The sequence below is a fragment of the Paenibacillus algorifonticola genome (genome assembly GCF_000971975.1).
Lineage (GTDB): Bacteria > Bacillota > Bacilli > Paenibacillales > Paenibacillaceae > Pristimantibacillus > Pristimantibacillus algorifonticola.
This window is the reverse complement of record NZ_KQ040780.1, coordinates 100,651-117,872: the sequence shown is the minus strand read 5'-3', so window position 1 is coordinate 117,872 and position 17,222 is coordinate 100,651. Positions and strand designations below refer to the sequence as shown.

22 protein-coding genes and 2 pseudogenes are annotated in these 17,222 nt (G+C 42.7%); 5 read left to right on the top strand and 19 right to left on the bottom strand.

What is annotated here, in order from left to right; all coding sequences use genetic code 11:
* Nucleotides 1-163 precede the first annotated feature (163 nt).
* The 6 genes from WH37_RS03130 to WH37_RS03110 all read right to left on the bottom strand — a co-directional run bounded on the left by WH37_RS03130 (nucleotide 164) and on the right by WH37_RS03110 (nucleotide 5,430).
* Nucleotides 164-820, bottom strand: a complete 657-nt coding sequence (locus WH37_RS03130; RefSeq protein ID WP_046229099.1) for a response regulator transcription factor — start codon at nucleotides 818-820, stop codon at nucleotides 164-166.
* Complete coding sequence (locus WH37_RS03125; protein ID WP_046229098.1) at nucleotides 798-3,194, bottom strand: sensor histidine kinase; 2,397 nt, start codon at nucleotides 3,192-3,194, stop codon at nucleotides 798-800. The genes WH37_RS03130 and WH37_RS03125 overlap by 23 nt, the downstream gene beginning before the upstream one ends.
* Nucleotides 3,195-3,227: 33 nt before the next feature.
* Nucleotides 3,228-3,401, bottom strand: coding sequence for a competence pheromone ComX (gene comX, locus WH37_RS35305; protein WP_156182213.1), 174 nt, complete (start codon nucleotides 3,399-3,401; stop codon nucleotides 3,228-3,230).
* A gap of 124 nt (nucleotides 3,402-3,525) precedes the next feature.
* Nucleotides 3,526-4,449: a polyprenyl synthetase family protein gene (locus WH37_RS03120; RefSeq protein ID WP_052736776.1), complete on the bottom strand. Its 924-nt coding sequence runs from the start codon at nucleotides 4,447-4,449 to the stop codon at nucleotides 3,526-3,528.
* Nucleotides 4,450-4,478: 29 nt separating this feature from the next.
* Entirely contained in the window at nucleotides 4,479-4,682 is a 204-nt protein-coding gene (locus tag WH37_RS03115; protein WP_046229097.1) for a hypothetical protein, read from the bottom strand.
* A gap of 31 nt (nucleotides 4,683-4,713) precedes the next feature.
* Nucleotides 4,714-5,430 (bottom strand): ABC transporter ATP-binding protein, encoded by a 717-nt coding sequence (locus tag WH37_RS03110; protein WP_046229096.1) that lies wholly within the window; start codon nucleotides 5,428-5,430, stop codon nucleotides 4,714-4,716.
* A 584-nt stretch (nucleotides 5,431-6,014) separates the two neighbouring features.
* Between WH37_RS03110 and WH37_RS03105 the strand changes: the two genes are divergently transcribed.
* Complete coding sequence (locus tag WH37_RS03105) at nucleotides 6,015-6,206, top strand: hypothetical protein (protein ID WP_046229095.1); 192 nt, start codon at nucleotides 6,015-6,017, stop codon at nucleotides 6,204-6,206.
* A 44-nt stretch (nucleotides 6,207-6,250) separates the two neighbouring features.
* Nucleotides 6,251-6,442 (top strand): hypothetical protein, encoded by a 192-nt coding sequence (locus tag WH37_RS03100; protein ID WP_046229094.1) that lies wholly within the window; start codon nucleotides 6,251-6,253, stop codon nucleotides 6,440-6,442.
* Nucleotides 6,443-6,508: 66 nt separating this feature from the next.
* Here the strand turns inward: WH37_RS03100 and WH37_RS03095 are convergent, their stop codons facing one another.
* The 3 genes and pseudogenes from WH37_RS03095 to WH37_RS36270 all read right to left on the bottom strand — a co-directional run.
* A complete protein-coding gene (locus WH37_RS03095; protein ID WP_052736775.1) occupies nucleotides 6,509-7,003 on the bottom strand; it encodes a hypothetical protein in 495 nt (164 codons plus the stop codon).
* Nucleotides 7,004-7,355: 352 nt separating this feature from the next.
* Nucleotides 7,356-7,772 carry an Imm1 family immunity protein gene (locus WH37_RS03090; RefSeq protein WP_046229093.1) on the bottom strand — a complete coding sequence of 139 codons (417 nt, stop codon included), beginning with the start codon at nucleotides 7,770-7,772 and terminating at the stop codon, nucleotides 7,356-7,358.
* A 373-nt stretch (nucleotides 7,773-8,145) separates the two neighbouring features.
* Nucleotides 8,146-8,330: pseudogene (locus WH37_RS36270) on the bottom strand (TetR-like C-terminal domain-containing protein); the annotation flags it as partial.
* Nucleotides 8,331-8,656: 326 nt separating this feature from the next.
* Between WH37_RS36270 and WH37_RS03085 the strand changes: the two are divergent.
* The 3 genes from WH37_RS03085 (at nucleotide 8,657) to WH37_RS35300 (ending at nucleotide 10,759) form a co-directional block, all read left to right on the top strand.
* Nucleotides 8,657-10,153 carry an alpha/beta hydrolase family protein gene (locus WH37_RS03085; protein ID WP_046229092.1) on the top strand — a complete coding sequence of 499 codons (1,497 nt, stop codon included), beginning with the start codon at nucleotides 8,657-8,659 and terminating at the stop codon, nucleotides 10,151-10,153.
* A gap of 88 nt (nucleotides 10,154-10,241) precedes the next feature.
* On the top strand, nucleotides 10,242-10,463 hold the full coding sequence (locus WH37_RS36265) for a helix-turn-helix domain-containing protein (RefSeq protein WP_063837996.1): 222 nt from the start codon (nucleotides 10,242-10,244) through the stop codon (nucleotides 10,461-10,463).
* 26 nt (nucleotides 10,464-10,489) lie between these two features.
* Nucleotides 10,490-10,759 carry a helix-turn-helix domain-containing protein gene (locus WH37_RS35300; RefSeq protein WP_052736774.1) on the top strand — a complete coding sequence of 90 codons (270 nt, stop codon included), beginning with the start codon at nucleotides 10,490-10,492 and terminating at the stop codon, nucleotides 10,757-10,759.
* A 58-nt stretch (nucleotides 10,760-10,817) separates the two neighbouring features.
* Here WH37_RS35300 and tnpC read toward each other — a convergent pair.
* From tnpC to WH37_RS03030, 10 genes and pseudogenes are all read right to left on the bottom strand, one after another.
* Nucleotides 10,818-12,187 (bottom strand): annotated as a pseudogene (gene tnpC / locus WH37_RS03075) (IS66 family transposase).
* 71 nt (nucleotides 12,188-12,258) lie between these two features.
* Complete coding sequence (gene tnpB / locus WH37_RS03070) at nucleotides 12,259-12,612, bottom strand: IS66 family insertion sequence element accessory protein TnpB (RefSeq protein ID WP_046229091.1); 354 nt, start codon at nucleotides 12,610-12,612, stop codon at nucleotides 12,259-12,261.
* Nucleotides 12,606-12,947, bottom strand: coding sequence for an IS66 family insertion sequence element accessory protein TnpA (gene tnpA, locus WH37_RS34380; RefSeq protein ID WP_074904864.1), 342 nt, complete (start codon nucleotides 12,945-12,947; stop codon nucleotides 12,606-12,608). The genes tnpB and tnpA overlap by 7 nt, the downstream gene beginning before the upstream one ends.
* Nucleotides 12,948-13,024: 77 nt before the next feature.
* Entirely contained in the window at nucleotides 13,025-13,549 is a 525-nt protein-coding gene (locus WH37_RS03065; protein ID WP_082110634.1) for an RHS repeat-associated core domain-containing protein, read from the bottom strand.
* Between the two features lie 490 nt (nucleotides 13,550-14,039).
* Nucleotides 14,040-14,291, bottom strand: a complete 252-nt coding sequence (locus tag WH37_RS03055) for a hypothetical protein (protein ID WP_156182211.1) — start codon at nucleotides 14,289-14,291, stop codon at nucleotides 14,040-14,042.
* Between the two features lie 138 nt (nucleotides 14,292-14,429).
* Nucleotides 14,430-14,915: a hypothetical protein gene (locus WH37_RS33295; protein ID WP_052736773.1), complete on the bottom strand. Its 486-nt coding sequence runs from the start codon at nucleotides 14,913-14,915 to the stop codon at nucleotides 14,430-14,432.
* A gap of 64 nt (nucleotides 14,916-14,979) precedes the next feature.
* Complete coding sequence (locus WH37_RS03045) at nucleotides 14,980-15,519, bottom strand: imm11 family protein (protein ID WP_046229087.1); 540 nt, start codon at nucleotides 15,517-15,519, stop codon at nucleotides 14,980-14,982.
* 16 nt (nucleotides 15,520-15,535) lie between these two features.
* Nucleotides 15,536-15,862: an AHH domain-containing protein gene (locus WH37_RS03040; protein WP_269431266.1), complete on the bottom strand. Its 327-nt coding sequence runs from the start codon at nucleotides 15,860-15,862 to the stop codon at nucleotides 15,536-15,538.
* A gap of 328 nt (nucleotides 15,863-16,190) precedes the next feature.
* Nucleotides 16,191-16,715, bottom strand: coding sequence for a hypothetical protein (locus WH37_RS03035; RefSeq protein WP_046229085.1), 525 nt, complete (start codon nucleotides 16,713-16,715; stop codon nucleotides 16,191-16,193).
* A gap of 6 nt (nucleotides 16,716-16,721) precedes the next feature.
* Nucleotides 16,722-17,102, bottom strand: coding sequence for a hypothetical protein (locus WH37_RS03030; protein WP_046229084.1), 381 nt, complete (start codon nucleotides 17,100-17,102; stop codon nucleotides 16,722-16,724).
* Nucleotides 17,103-17,222 lie beyond the last annotated feature (120 nt).

Sequence of the window (17,222 nt, the reverse complement as noted above, 5' to 3'; positions counted from 1 at the left end):
TAAAAAGATGCTTGCGCTATAAAAGCGCAAGCATTGAGAGGGAAACCAATGTTAGGGTATTACTGGGGGGATACAAGTGACTGCAGCTCGCAAATAGTGCGGCAGCTATCCCAATATAGAAATGTCATTTGCCTATCGAATATATAGGCAGCGACGGTAAAACTCAAGGGACAAATTGCTCAAGCCGGATGATGCCGAGCCGTTTAGCCTCAGCGATCGCTTCCGATCGGGACCTAACGTTAAGCTTTTCAAAAATCCGGGTTAAATGGTACTCTACAGTACGCTGACTCATGTGCAGCTTAATGGCAATATCTTTGTTGCTATTGCCGTACGCGACCTGCTGCAAAATGTCCTGATCGCGTTCTTTAATCGATACTTCTTCAATTACTTTCTCAGCACGCGTAATTTTGACTTCATTGCGTCGCAGCTGCTTGAGTAGTGAAATCGGAATAACCGCTTCCCCTCGCATAGCGCATCGAATGGCGTTATGCAGCTGTTCGCGCGAGACCGTCTTAGAGATAAAGCCGGAAACGCCGCATTCTATCAATAAATTATAGTGCGTGCTAATTTCATACCCAGTATATATGAGCACTTTGCGGTCCGGATCCTGCTGAATCAAACGTTTTGCAAGCTCAAGACCGCTTATGCCTGGCATGTTCAAGTCACATAAAATAATGTCAAATCCTTCATTGCTAATCGCATCCAGCGCTTCCATAGCCGATAATACAACCGTCACCTTCATTTCAGGGTCTTGTTCAATCATCGTTTTGGTGCCTTCTCCGACAGATGGATGGTCATCAACTAATAAGATACGAATCACGCAGCAAACCCCTTTCCGATCGGCCGGTCGTCATATTTTGCGGCAATATAATAATGACCTCAAGACCTTTTCCACGTTTCGACCGGAATGTTATTTCACCTTCAAGGCTAGCGACTCTTTCTTTAATACCGGATAAACCCATATGCTCGAAAGAAGCCTCCATGTAATCGACATCCATGCCGACCCCATCATCCTTATAGTGAAAATAAACCATGTTTGTTCGCTGCTCCAACTCTAGTGTAACCAGATTGGCACGCGCATGCTTATCAGCATTACGAAGCAACTCCTGGACAATGCGGTAAATCGCTGTAATCTGCTCTTCGTTAAGCAGGTTGTTAAAAGGCTTGGCCCGAAAATCGACCGCAAAATTGTTTCTCATTTGCGTATGCTCAATGATCGATTCCAATGCTTCAACAATACCCATTTCCTTAAGCAGCGGCGGTCTTAACTCATTGCAGGTTTCCCGAATTTGATGGATGACATCAAGCAGTCCTTCCTTGATTTCGTCAAGCTCGACTTCAAGCTTTTCCGTAATCGGATGGTCCAGCATGAGTGCTTCCAGCCTTCGGTACCACAATAATTGGTCTTGAAGCGCAGAATCATGAAGATCGGCTGCAAGCTTCCGCCGTTCATTTTCCGAGAGGCAAAACAACAATCTTAAAATCCAAGGTGTTGTAGCCTGCTCTTTCTTAACCTCAGATTCTAAATCCTCGATTAAGCTTTCAATCAGATATAAGTTTTCAAACACGATACTTGCATAATTCGCAAGCGTCTTGAGCCAACGAAGCTCATCTGAATTGAAGCGGGTATGGTTGGTTTTGGAGCCAATCCAAACGATGTACTGCTTTGACTTCTGACAGCCAATAATTAGTCCCAGACCATGAGGCAGCTCAACGACTTCCCCAACTTGAAGCGAATCAGACACTTGCAGCAGAAAAATAGCTGTACTCTGCTCATCATCCTGCTCTCCTGCCGGGTTAACCACTGCTTCAATCTGATCTACAATGAGAAAATCAATTCGGCTAGCCGGAAGCAATGCCCCAATTTCTTCTTTCAGCACCATCTCCAGATCATCCCGTTTCATGACTCGTGCAATTTTGCGCGAGAAACGATCCAGACTGTCTTGGTAGCTGTACATCGCTTTAAAAAGCTTGGGACGAAATTTATGATCAATCTGCTCCTTGGAATAAAGAAACAGGGTCATAACAACGTAACTAACGATAAAGATTTGAAGCCATCTGACCCAGGAGAATACAGTATCACTACTCACAATCGCAGCAATCGTCAATGTAACGATAAGCGCTGGCAATAAGGACAGCAATGTATAATACTTAAAGCGGGTCAATATAAAATCAACATCAAACAATTGGTTGGATGTTAATAAATAAAAGTAAACGATCGGCAGCACGAACAAAAACGGTGCTGTGAACGCCGCTGGCAAAATTTGAATGTTTCCTCCCAGCAACGGCAATAAATTCATTGTCGTAAATGGAGTAAAAGCAACCAAATGAGAAGTCAGCGTTATTTTGAATAAAGAGTTGAACCTGCTATTCCGATAATAAAAGAACTTCCTAAACAACTGATAGACACAAATGAAATTACCGACTATCAGCGTGGCATGATATACCATTCTAGCGTTTAGAAATACTTTTTCCGGAATAAAACTCGTCCAAATATAGACGAGGCAAAACAATGAAACGATACTGAAAGCTAATGCCAGATACCATATTAGCTTAGGGCTAATAAAAATGATGCCATATCTTCGCAGGTACATATTCATAAATAGCAGGAATAAAATAGCTACAAATGGAATGACCACATACATGACGGTAACGCCTACCAAATCATTTCGATAAGCTGCGGCTGAAGAAAAATAGCTCAGCCCGATCGCCAAGAAAAACAATATGAGCATAATGGCAGCACTATCATTTTTCCGTTTCCTATACAGGAAGGTGGATAGACCCAGAAACAACAGTAGGGAAGCCCACGGAATATAAAGTTGAATGAGCAGCTCCAAACCTGTATGATCACCGTTCCAGCCCCGATTGAAAGTCACTAGCCTTTGATCGCCAGTTTTTCCACTAACGATAATACTATCAACTCTCTCTACGGAAGAAAACTTAATGATATTAACATTTTGCCCAGCTGGCTTTCCATTAACTTCATCGATAATATCCCCAAGTTGAATACCCTTCAGAACAGCTTGTCCTGCTGGCTCAAGCGACTCAACCAAGTATTCACCTTGCGAATTTTTTACAGTTACTATACCAATAAACGGATCGCTTATGATAACGACTGTAAGGTAACCAAGTAAAGAGAATAATCCACTCAGGAAGAGAAAAAGCAATAGTTTCCTTGAGCGTAACAGCTTCATCTTTCTCCCCCTAAATTCATGCAGCGAATTACCTTATGTCCAGTAGACCAATTGGTAATTATCTTTCTTGTCTGCTTGAATGCTCAGGGTTTCAAAAATCGCTCTTTTCTCCGCTGGAGTCACTCCAGCCATTTGCAAATTCCCACTCGTTGCCAAATTCATCAATTGCGAGTCTTGCGCTAAAGAACGTATGAATTCTTTCAACACTGGAACTCCTCCTTGGAAATTGTTAAAGGTCTTTCTGTAGTTAACTATAGCAGGAAATGATAGGTAAGCAAACGCAAATCTAGTTCGTATTTACCGCAACTACCATTGCGGTGTTATAGGGTGACTATTCTTTAGCCAATATGCTTAACAGCATTTCCTTATGCACGGCCACTTCAGGAACCGATTCCAGCAGCTCCATAAAACGGTTATAATGTGTACGCATCACAACTGAACCGTACAGCATGGCGCCGGATTTTTCATATGCTTCCTCAAGCAGTCCCCGCTTATCCGCTACATCAGCCTCATTCAAGCGACCTTCAAAATAATCCCTGATCCAATTATGCTGATCTACAGCATCCTCAAGCATGTACAAAGTAAGAAGCGTTTTCTTCCGCTGCAAAAAGTCATTTTTCTCATCCCAGCGAAGCAAATCGCGAATGTCATTTTTAATTTGAGCCGCCATTCCTACCTCAACCGCATACTCCGCTACAATCGGGTGCCAGCCTCGGCCGGTAAGCATAACACCTGTCATACAAGCATGAACGATCAAAGCTGCCGACTTTTGCTTAATCGATTGAAAATAAGACTGCTCATCAGATACAACGTTCATCAAATCCATCATTTGCCCGTTGGCCGCTTGCAGCAATTGAAGATTCATCATTTTCATTGTTGTTTGCACATGGGAGCTATCAAATTCAGAATCCATCATCGCTTGCTGCGAAAGGGTCAAAAAAGCAGCTGCAAGATGCAGTGCTATTGGCAGAGGAGCTTCAGACCAAGCCTGCTTTGGCGCATCCTGATCTTGCAAATCATCGAAAATATCGGTCGCCAAAATAAGAAATTCTACCGCTGCCGCCGCACGATATACTGCTGCCCCTTCACCGCCGAACATCCGGTAGTGGAGCACGGTCAAACGTCCAAAAGGAAGCTGCTCTTTCAGCCGATCCATTAAAAATAAATAGGCATACTGAATTAAAGAGTCAACTGTAAAATGACGTTTGACCATCTCTCGCATTTCAAATTCGATTTTAGGTACACAGTCCTCCAACTTTAGACCCCCATCGTTTCAAGATTTTTCTATTTTACACGATGGAGTAAAAACGTACCAACATTTTTCAATATATTAGAAATAATACCCGCCTTTCTTTTTGAATTCAGCCGCTCCTGTTCCATCTCCTCCTCGTTTATTCGGTTCACCAGCACAGCGATCATTTCCATTCGTTTCCTGAGCATGTCGGCACGATTGACAAATGGGCCTGTGGTGTCACGATCCCGGTTCATGAATGTTAAGCCCTCCTTCCAACTGATGCTGTTACACGGCTCCCGCGTAAGCAAAATGGACATATACAGCTTCCATTGTTAAACCACCGGCTGGAATTTGCGAAATTAATCGCTTAGGGGTATCGCATTTTACTAGATTTCCTTGGCGCAGCACGGCAATACGATCACAATGATGCTGCATTTCCCCCATATCATGGCAGGACAAAACAATCGTTTTCCCTTGGCGCTTAAGCTCCAATATAATGGACCAATATTCTTCTCTCGCCTGCATGTCCAGCCCGGTAGTTGGTTCATCCAGAAAAATAATCTTTGGGTTGTTAACGACAGAAATCGCCAGTGCCACGCGTTGCCGCCAGCCACCAGATAGACGTCTAACTGGACGATCCAAGTAACTTTCCAAACCAAAGCGATCAATAATCTCTTTCATTTCGGTTGAACATTTATAGAAGGAACGGAACATTTCCAGTGCCTCCCTAACATTCAGCTTATCTACCAGCGATATACTTTGCAGATGAAGGCCAATATGCTCCTGAAGCTCACTTGCCTCAGCAGCCGGATTAATGCCAAGCACCTCGATTTGTCCCTTGTCGGGCTGACGCAGTCCCATCAGCATTTCCAGCAGTGTTGTCTTCCCAGCGCCATTCGTACCAATAATGCCAAATAACTCTCCTTCTTTTACCCGCAAGGAAATATTATCGACCGCCTGATTCGAGCCATAAGCTTTACATACCGAGTCTACCTTAATCATTGTCCTTCTCACCTAATTGTCGCCTCCCTGATTGATAAGACGTTATGGCATAACCCCGCTTCTCTCGTCTTCTACCGACAACTACCGCTTGTATTATAACCTTACCCCATATGAACGGTAATTTCACCGTAAAAAAACGCAATTACCACCGCAAGTTTATTGCGGTTCCGCAACTTTTTCAGGGATATTGATAGATTTATTGGAGTAAAGCCCAAAAAAGTGACTTAACATGTAAGGTTTCAATGATTTAATTTCATAATGGACGATGGCTGACACCTTTCTTCTATATAAATAGCCAGACGAAGTATAACTAAGCATGACAGAGGAGGTTACTTTTTCAGCTAACGAAAAACCGCTTTCGTTCCATTACCTCCTTACTCTCTTGATTTATTTCGGCAAAAAAAGGCTCATTCCCTTTTTAATCTAAAAGGAGATAAACCTTTTATGACCCCCTATTTTCCCATTAAACAAAAGGGCTGCCGCGTCGTTAATTCCCCCTGCTCCCGCTCTCCATGCAAACCGTACGTGGAACAGCCGTTCAAAAATGGCTCTTGAACCTCCCTGCTACAGGAGCGGGCATCAATATGGATGACGTGCTGTTTGGCGAGAAGCGCATTCCTTCGCAAGGCGTCGGCAAGCCATTCCTCATGATAAGAGCTGACGAAACGATCGCAGGCACAAGTGCCATGAGTGATGAATATATAGCTGACATGGGCACGACCCGTTCTGAGGTCGAAAATACTATGAAGAGGTTTACTCGCGATATGCGCCTGTAACAACTGGAGGAAACTACTGGAGGAAGCTGAGCAATACGAAGCATTTGAGTTTCTCAGATTTGTATTTGGTATCGCCCCTGCTGGAATGGTCGCAAGGCGTAGATGTGCGCGGGACATTCAAACTGGTAAACGAGTATACACTCGACTTTTTCAATCATTGCCTTAAAGGTTTGCCACTTGAGCATTTGAACAAGGAGGCAGGAGATCACCCTGCCTTTTCGCTGGAGCAAGGATAACTGGATAGCCGTAATGACTCGATTATCCCGTTATTTTTATTTTTAATAAGCTTATGGACATCATTTTCACGTCCGAGTTTGCTCAAGCTGCTCCAGCCGCAAATGCATCGCTTTCTGCAACAGGGTAACGCCTTCTACGATCTGGCTCCATTCTGGATTAACGATGGCGCATAGCTTGTTGAAACGAAGAATGCGCTCAGTAACCGAATCGAGCATATAACGGGCTTGTTTGCGAAAAAAAGCTTCATCATCCTCCATTTGCTCCGTGCCCGCATAAATGAAGACAAAATCCCACATAATCGCTTGCACCGCCGGGCTGTCTGCTGGCCACTGTTTTTCCAAAGCCTCGGAAGCCCGAACGTGGATTTGCTCCATTTTCCTGACCCAGGCTTCCGCCTGCAACTGTGGATGATGAACCAGCGTGAAAAATGGGAGCTCGCAGCGAGCCAGATCGGCTAAATACCCAGGATCACCTATCATTTCCTGAAGCTCATTCCAGGCCAGCGGTTGTTTGGCTGACAGCTTCGTATCCTTCATCATATATTTATTGAAAAAATGCAAAAACGAGTCTCTCCATTCCTGCGGTATGCCTTCCAGCAGGTGGAGATTCAAGTATTCTGAATGTTAACCCCATTAATCCCAAATCGTTTGATGCCTGTATTGCAAAACAATTACGGCAGCATTTCGTCCAGCAACTTAACTTATAAATAAAAAAAGGTCAATCAAGGTAGTATTCGACCATAATTGACCCGCTCCATATAACGCTTTAACGTTATTTAGGTATAAAATGGATTCCTTGCGTACCTCGCATCAAAATCTTTCATAGTTAGAACAATGATTATATTCATGATCATAAAGTAAAGTGCATTATTCGCCATTGGTTACCATTTCAAAACTAGTTATTCCCCTCTAACTATTCTTCATACTGCCAATTTAAACTATCATTAATTTCCCCTTCTAGCGCAAATAGTTTAGCAGCTTTAAGCATCGTTTCCAAATCAACACAATTATTCGCAGAAAACTCTCCTTGCTGTCCCCCTGTTACAAGTTGAATAATTTTATCTTCGGATTTTGATGAATCTAATAGATTAAAAAAGGATATATTGTCGAAAGTCGCATATACATTGTATAAACCCGAATTACCGCCACCTATCCCCATATGAATATCTTCATCCTTACTTAGCAAGACCTGCGTTTTGTTATCCCCATTAAGTTCCGTAAGTATTTTCTCAATCATTTCCCAATTCAAATCTTGATTTTGATCATGTATAAATTCCCCTTTGTCTCTGCCATTAACCCAATTATCAAAATGAAGTCCCCTAATAAACATTTGTGCACCTCCATATTTTTATTTAAATGGATTTATTTTATCAAATGGATTTATCTCCAACGTAATAACCATATGCTTTACAAAAGCAAGCGTCAAATAGCCCCCACCTGTTCAACTAGATGAGGGCTAAGTTATGCTGAATTATGATTTAACAAGTTAGCGGAAGTGATGCTGACCGAGGTAACAGCTTGTCCAAAGCTCCTGGATCGTCGCCGGAAAACCAATCGATTGATCTGGTTCATCCTTCGCAAGCGGCCATGGAGCAAATCACGCAGAGATTGTATGCTGCGATTTCCGTTCATCCTCACCATTCCGAAACCGCACAGCGAAAAGACCCCAGCGACGGGGTCTGTTTTCTATGTCCGCTGTAATGTCAACATCCGTTGGCCATGACATGCGGCGGATGGGGCATTCCTTTCCGGATCCACCACTCAATTACCCCTACATAACAGCATATTGCAACATAACATCTTCACTTAAATCCGCATTTTTTCCGCTGTCTCGGTCAATCTCGCCTTTGAATCCTTCCATAAACGAAGCAAGAAGCCGAGTTCTGAAAATCATTGTATCGGAGATTGGAGGGATATAGTCATTAGTAGCTAAGGTTTAACACTTTACTATAGGAGATATTGGATGATTAATTTTTTATGCGAGCAAGGAGGGTTCGTCTATGATATTTCGCAAAGAATTGAGCTGGCTTCACAATTGTGAAACAAACAACCCCGGCCGAAAGGCACGAATCAGCACATTACATGCCGTTTTCTGCGCCATCGTCGCGCAACCTTACAAGAGTGTAAGGCAATTGTCATCTAGATCAATGGTATCAACCTAGCTGCTCCTCTATACTAATCCATTGATAGGATTATTTTTAAGGGGGAGTTGGCGTGAGGTTTTTTGAAATACTGCTATTCTTTTCAAGTGCTTGTTTGTTGGCACTCCTGTTCATTTTCAATCAACGTATCCGAAGATCAGCTTTGCTCCTGACAAGCGGAGCAGGCTCCATTTTTTTAGTGATACATTTGCTTGTCGAAGGATACAGGGTTCAGCTTTTATTTTTATACGGATTTACGATCCTGATGCTTATGCTTTCGCTTATAGACGTTTTCATAACGCCGAAAGTCGTTCGGACTGCCTCGCGAATCCGTAGGGTGCTGGGCCGCCTTTTTATCGTGATTGGGCTAATCGCAACGGGGTGCTTCCTCTATGTGTTTCCCGTATTCGATTTTCCGGCGCCAACCGGCGAGTTGAAGGTAGGCACGCAAGTCTTTCATTTCATCGATCCAAGCCGGGAGGAGACATTTGGAAAAACCGCGACAGGCAAGAGGGAATTGATGGTTCAGGTATGGTATCCGGCTGGCACCGGCAAGTACGCTCCCTTTATTCCCGATACCCAGATTTTACGTTATATGGCCGCGAACTATGGCCTTCCCGGGTTTACTTTTCAACACCTGAAGTACGTATCCAGTCATGCTTATTCGGGGGCCGAAGTCTCTTCGGCACAGACTTCATACCCGCTGATCCTTGCGAATCCCGGCAACGGCTCTTCCAGGTTCCTCCACACGTCGCAAGCCGAAAATCTCGCGAGTCACGGATATATCGTGGCAGTGATCGACCACACCTACAATACATTTGCAACCGAGTTTCCGGACGGTCGAATCACGACCAGCACAACCAACGACTTATTCTCGCCCGACCATGATTACCGGACGAGTAGAGGAAATCGCGACAAGTTGGGAAAAGTTCTAACCGGCGATGTGGCGTTTGCGCTGGACCAATTCGAGCTCATCCAATCGGGGCAGATTCCAAGTCATCTAAAAGGGAGGATTGATCTCGGTCATGTCGGGGTGTTCGGTCATTCCATCGGCGGAGCGACGGCCTATGACGCTTCTTACGATCCGCGAATCGCGGTTGGAATAGACCTTGATGGAGGGCTTTATCGACTGCGTGACAGAGAGGGTCTGCGAAAGCCGTTTTTGTTCATCAACTCGGAAAGCTATTCCGAAAAATTAAAACTGGTGATGGATAACCGGGTCTACACGGATGCAGAGCTTAACCGTATGGGCTCAACAAGAGAGTGGGAGGATCAAGTAACGGAAGATAAAAAGTTGGAGCTTGAACGGATGCGCGAAACGGTCGACGAAGGGGGACAAGTCCTCTATATCGAAAATACGGAGCATTTGAATTTTGCCGACGTACAGTTCATTTCTCCGATTTTCAAAATGCTGGGCATTACAGGAAAGATTGCGCCCGAAAGAGCGAACTCCGTTATCAATGCCTATATGCTGGATTTCTTCGATATGTATCTGAAAAATCAAGGCGGAATCTTAATGAAAGGACCGGATAGCCGCTTTCCGGAGGTGAAGTTCGTAACCTCGCTATAAATTACGGAACAGGCTACCGATTTTGATATGCTCCCCTTCAAGTAGACAGGTTTAATAAATAAACCGCTACTTGAAGGGGAGTTTTCCTTTGTCTAAGAAGAACGAATACAATGCGATTGAGAAACTAGCCATCATACAGGAGTTAAAAGCAGGACAGAGCAGCCGTGTGGAAGTAGCAAAAAAACATAACATCAGCGTTACCACCTTAGTGAAATGGCGACATCGCTATGAGTTGTACGGAATTGAGGGGTTAGAAATTCATTCCCACACTCGGAGTTATTCTGCAGAACTTAAACTTCAAGCGGCTTAAAAGCCTATAAAGGGGAAGCGAAAGCTATGAGCAAGGGGCGGTCTACCAATCATCAGGAACGAATAGACATTGTTCTTTACTGTCTTGCCCACGATCATGACTACCGGAAGACAGCGGAACAGTATCAGGTTTCCTATCATCAAGTGTACCAATGGGTCAAGAAGTATATGGAGCACGGTCCGGATGCTTTGCAGGATATAACGGAATTTAGATACGGGAGTGCTCAAAAAGCTTATTTAAGCGCCATTCTGGATATTCATGACAACACGATTGTCTCGTATGTATTAGGTCGGTAACCGTCCCATCACGTATAACTAGCTCCATCTCCATCTAAGACCAAAAGTTTTGCGATACCTATCCCATAACGCGACAAGTAATCGGAAGCATAGATGACCATGGCAAATAAGGCTCGAGCGCCTCTGGATTTTGTGAATCCGGAAGCTGCGGAAGCTGCTCGAACAGGTACTTTAGGAAGAAGTCCGTTTTCCTTCGCCGTCTCGATGACGCTGTAGATCGCCGCACTTGCCTTCGCGCCGCGAGGCGTATTCGCAAATAACCAGTTCTTTCTCCGATTACGAATGGCTTGATCGAACGCTCACTGCGATTATTATCGATCTCGAGCCGACCATCCTTCAGCTCGCGCTCAATGGCGAAGAGAGCATTGCAGTAAGCCAGTCCTTGACTAGCGCTACCGAATCCTTGTTACCTCTCGTCGCTGGCGGGGCTGCTTTCAACGCTTCATCGTATTTACGCCGCGCATGTGCCCAGCACCCCACAAGAGTCACACCAGGAACCTTATGATAGCCCGCATAACCATCGACATGCAGGTAACCTTTGAACCCGGATAAGAAGATTTGTGGATGCTCGCCGCCACGTGTCTTCTGGTAATCGTAGATGACCGCCGGCGCTACACCGCGTCCGGTGCGATACAGCCACAAATACGAGGACGATTGAGCAGACTTCCCAGGCTCACGCAGCACCTGCAGCGTCGTCTCATCTGCATGAAGCACATCCTGCCTTAGCAGATAAGCTTTCATCATGGAGACCAATGGCATGAGCCATTTCTGTGCACCATAGATCATCCAATTCGCCATTGTCTGACGAGATAACGTGTATCCTAGACGCGCGAAATGCTGCTCTTGCCGGTATAACGGCAAGCTGTCGACGTATTTCTGGCTCATAACGTAAGCCATGCTCGACGGTGATGCCAAACTTCCCGGATAAACAGGTTTTGGCATCGCAGCTGTGACGATCGGGGTTTCAATATCTTCACGTTCACAATGACGGCAGGCATACACATTTCGCACGTGACGGATGACCTTCACTTGTGGCGGTACAACGGCAATTTCATTGCGCGTCTCTGTACTCATCTCGTGAAGGAACCCACCGCAGCACGCACATACTTGCTCGCCTTCCTCCAGTGAATAGGTGATTGTTTCTACTGGAAGCTTGGAGAGATCCTCTGTTCGCTTGCCGGATGATTTGCGCCGCTCGTAGGTAATTTGTTCAGACCGCGGCTCTTCACCAACAGGTGCTGCAATCATTTCGGCTTCGTTGAACAACGGGGGTTCTAATTGATCCGGATGCGTCTGCTCGCTGGAAGCACCGAAACGCTTCTTCTGCGCTAAGCGGAACTGCTCTTCGTACCATTTGAGCTTAGCCGATAGTTCGATGATATGTTGTTGTAGGGATTCGATGGTTGGCGTATCTGCATGTTTTTCCATACTTTACTCATTAGATAGAAAAAAAACCAATTCCTGTAAGTGTCTATGACGAAATGATTACAAAGATGTGTCTAAATGACGGTAACGGCATTAACCTTGGGATGGGCTTGCCGCTGGCTAAGTGAAAGACCATCCAGCAGCCAGCGAAGCTTCCTGCTGGAAATGGCTACTACTTCTTCCTTGCCTGTAGGCCATTGAAATCTGCCACGTTCTAGGCGGCGATAGTAAAGCCAGAACCCATTGTGATCCCAATATAGAATTTTGAGCTTGTTGCATGCCCGGTTACAGAATACGAATAAGCCGGAGGAGAACGGATTCAGACCAAAGCTTTCCTGAACGATGGCAGCAAGTACGTCGATCGACTTGCGCAGATCGGTGGAACCACAAGCAAGAAACACTCGCTGATTGCTTGGAAAGGTCAGCATGGTGAAGTAAGCGCGTGAATCACTTCGCGCAAAAGCATTGGGTCAAAGCCGGAATGAAGCTCGATACTGGCTTCACCGATATGAAAGGTTAGAGAAGGAGCAGGAGAAACGCTGCCAGGTGGATTTACAGTGGCAAGAGGTACAAACTGTACGGGAGAAGTCTTTGGATCTGGAGTAGCTGAGGATGATACACGCTTTATTTTGTACAGCCAGTATTTCAATTGTTCGACAGAACAATGATTTGCGGAGCACCAAGCTTTCATCGTGAGGCCACTTGCCCGATAGGCTGCGATACGTGTGTGCCAATCTTGTCTGCGTTGTTCTTTGGCATTCATGAGTTACCCTCCGTATTCAGGTTAATCTCATGATCTCATAGCTAGGTTAGTAGTTGAAGGTGTGGAGAGTTTGACGCTTACTTACAAAAAGCCCTATCTCCTGTCCCATCTTTACAACTACTATTCTTATTCAAACCAAACGGATCAATAAAACTCACCGGATCGCCATTCACATACCCAAATCGGTTGAAAGTCTGCCCTTCTACAATACTTCCGCGCAGCACATCCCGGTTCAAAAACCGCTTGATGCCGGTATGATAATACCTCGCCCGCATGTAGTAAAGACCATTCGGATCGGTCATGACGCCGTCCCGTCCATTATAGCAAAACGGCTGCCGCGTTGTCCCTTCGTGACTCTCCCGCTCTCCATACAAACCATACGTATCCGTCACGCGTCCGTTCTCATCGGTCAGCAGCGTCGTGCTGCCGTGCAAATCATAGTGATAGCTCTGGTAGCGGCCCTGCTGTCTTCCCGCCCGATAAGCCCTTCCGCTCCATACACAAAATAGGCCTTCGTCTCGCTGCGTCCATCCTGCTCTAAAAACTCCCGGCTGAACTCTTCTACTTGATCCGTCACATAATGTGTCGTCTGTCCGCGTCACGTTACCGACATGCGCACTTGCTCCGCATCATTGTAGAAGTTTTTAAAAAGAAACCTTGATAAGCTTAAGCCTATCAAGGTAACCAATTATTAAAATTCAATTTTTTTTATTATCCTTAAACTTTTATAATCTGAAGGGTTATTCAACTTTGAAGCATAAAAGAATGGAGATTCTAGCACGGACATTTCAAATATTTCTCCGCTAACACAATTCATGTAATTCATCATATCTTGAATATATTGGTCCACCTTAACCCTATCATAACTTTCACTAGGCACAGTGAATATAATAATATGGTTATCTGAACCCAACCCCTTGTCCATACACATAAAAGTCTTAAAATCAAAAATGGCTTGTGAAAATTCCTGAGGTAAAGAATACAATGTAATCCGTAATTGTTCCATACAGAACTATGGAGGTTTTTAACTTTTTGTTCAATCGTATCACCGTTTCCTTATATTTAGAATTTCAGTTTTGCCTGCTCTGTCTCCTAAATATTTTTGCCATTCACATACCCAAACCAGTTAAAGATCTGTCCTTCTACTATGCTTTCGCACAGATCATAGTGATAGTTCTGGTAGCGGCACACGCTGCCTTCCCACCCAATAAGCCCTTCTGCTCCATACACAAAATAAGCCTTCATCTTGCCGCGTCCATCCTGCTCTAACAACACCCGGCTCAGCTCTTCCATCTGATCCGTCATATTTCTAGTTAAATCATAGGTGCAAATATCACCTACCACTTACAAAAAAAGAAACCTTGATGGGTGAGTAACCAATCAAGGTTTTACTTCTTACATTATTCTAAGTTGCAAATAGACTACTCTAATAAACCATATCTAACTACAACCAACTTTAGATCTCATATCAACATGTCTTCATTATAATAAGCCCAATTCAGCTAGAAGAATTGTCCAATCATTATCTCGATCAACTGCTGCTATGTCCATATACTTTTTTCCAAATGCATATTCCATAAGAAAGTTATTGAAACTACCAAAGCATTCTTGTGGCATATTTGTCGGTATGTCCCTGTAAAACCTATACACATCCCCATTGGTTTTGTTTATTACAATAGGTTCATACAGAATAAGTCCTACGAACAGCCAAGTTTCCTTCCCCCCTTTTAATGTTTCCACATAAAATTGATTTTTAGATAATTCGCTTGAAGGGAAAAGATCAATTTCACCGAAAGATGCCCCATCACATTCTTGTAAAAACTCAATATATTCAACTGAAATTTCGCTACTATTCTCAACGTTAGGATTCGGATTACCTTTCCTAATCTGTCCAGTAAGAATACTATCTGGATTGCTTTCGAGTCTTTCTTTAACTTTGTTGATAATGTTTTTTAAGGTATCATTCATTTTCACCCTCCATGTTTGTCACAACCTTTATATTTTTAAGCACAATTAGGTTAGAAAAAAAATTTCAGTCTATGCTGAAATGAACTCCCTTAATTTTTGATTGTTCAAATGCTTCTTTTAACTCATCAGATACAAGAACATGTGAACGATAATCAGCATTTCTAACAATATGATGGTTGGGTATATCATTATGATTATAAACAATTTTATCGAACCCTAAAATTGCATTTGTTCCCTTAATAGTTGAATATTTAGATTCATCTTTATTCAATATGTCTACAGCATGCAAAATATTAATAAGGAAATAGTTTAAAATTTTTTTATCTCCTACATATACATTTGCATCGAAAATTTCTATATCATTTGGACAAATTTTCTCCATGATTTCCACAACATTTTCAGAAACAATTATTAGAGATCCACTATTGGGCAATACATCATATAAATATTTTTCAGCACATTCAAATATAACTTTGGGAACTATAATATCTTCTGTAATTTTTCTAGCTTCTCTAAATATAAATCTATCTGCACCACTATTCTCTACATACTCTCCTATTCTTTTGTTTGCCCAATTTTCAGGAATTGACCAAATCCATATCACAAAAATCACCCCAAATTTATAATTTTTTTGCCCACGCTCGTTTATTTTTATTTAGCGCTCTACTTCCATCTCTGAGTAACTGCCTTTCTTTACTCACTAGATCACGCAAAGCATCATTATACTGCTGCTGGCTCCAATTATTATCTTTTCCATGTTGTAGAACCTCGTCCATTTGTCTTGCCAGGTTTTCACTAACCTTTTTCGCATGTTTTCCCTTATGAATACTTCTAGTTGGATGCAATGTACCATCAGTAGGTAAAAACATTTTGTTATTTCTTGAATGGAGATCATATCCAGCGGCTTTGATAAGAGCATGATTTTTGGCATTGTTTTTATCACTTATTATATGGTGATCCTAAAAGCTTTTCTTTTTCAATCTAGCTGCCCTACAACTACTCAAAGCACTGAGCCCAAACGGATCAATAAAACTCATCGGATCACCATTCACATACCCAAACCGGTTAAAAGCCTAGGTGCAAGAAAAAAGCTCATTCCTACCCAAAATTCCAGTTAGAATAAGCTTTTCAATAATATAATTCGTATTAGTTTGATATAAACATCTAAAGATATTATCCGCAGTTTAAAAATACTCTTCGATTAGTCCATAATATAGAACATTCTCCCTCTTTAAAAACCTTGAATGGTCATAGACCACTCAAGGTTAAAAGTTGTTAAAATTTCATTTTTTCAATTATTTTCAAACTTTTGAAATCCGATGCTGGATTTACTCTTGAAGCATAGATAAACGGACTTTCTAATGCTGATAATTCAAATATTTCTACATTATCACATTTAATAAATACTCCTAGAGTTCTTATTATTTCATTAACATTAATACTTAAGTAATTTTCACTTGGGATCGAAATTGCGACAAATTGGTTATCCTGACTTTTATTAATACAAATAAACGTATTATAATCAAATGCGGCTTGCGTAAACTCTTTAGGAAGAGAATAAACGGATATTATTTCTAATTCATCTCCCTCACTTAGTGATTTTTTAAGCTTCTGTTCTGTCCTCTTGAGTGTAGTTAATTTCCCAGATTTAAATACTTCACCAATAACGCCAAGATGGGTTGAAGGAAACCCGAAATCCTCATTCATTTTCAAAGCAGTCTGATACCAACCCCATAACTCATCTCCTTTGACATTAATTTCGCCATATAAAGCTATTGTCGTTTTTAATTTGCTCTCCATAAAACATCACCTTTTCTTTATAGGTAAAATTTGAATGCTTCCAGCTCTATTTCCTAGCTGTTTTCTATTATCAATCATTCGCTGTGTTAGTGCAGCTGGGTCATCTGTTTTACTCGGAACTTCATACTGGTTTATTTTACCATCAGATTTAACCACCATAACATCTGGTCGATTTGTTTTTGCTCCAGGAACTTCATTCTGCAAACCTTTATTCAAATAGACTTTAACAGTATCTTCCTTTTTAGCTTCCTCAACTGCTTTCCTTTTACTTGCAAACCAGTGCCCTTCCGTTTTATTGCTATGAGGTTTGCTAGGAAGTACAATTTTATCTTTCCATGCTTTACATCCACTTAGCGCTTCCAGCCCAAACGGATCAATAAAACTCACCGGATCGCCATTCACGTGACCAGAGCGGTTAAAAGTAAGATTTAAGAAAAAAGCCTATTCCTTCTCAAATTGCCAGTCGGAATAGACTTATAAATTATTATTTCAATTTCTCAAAACAGT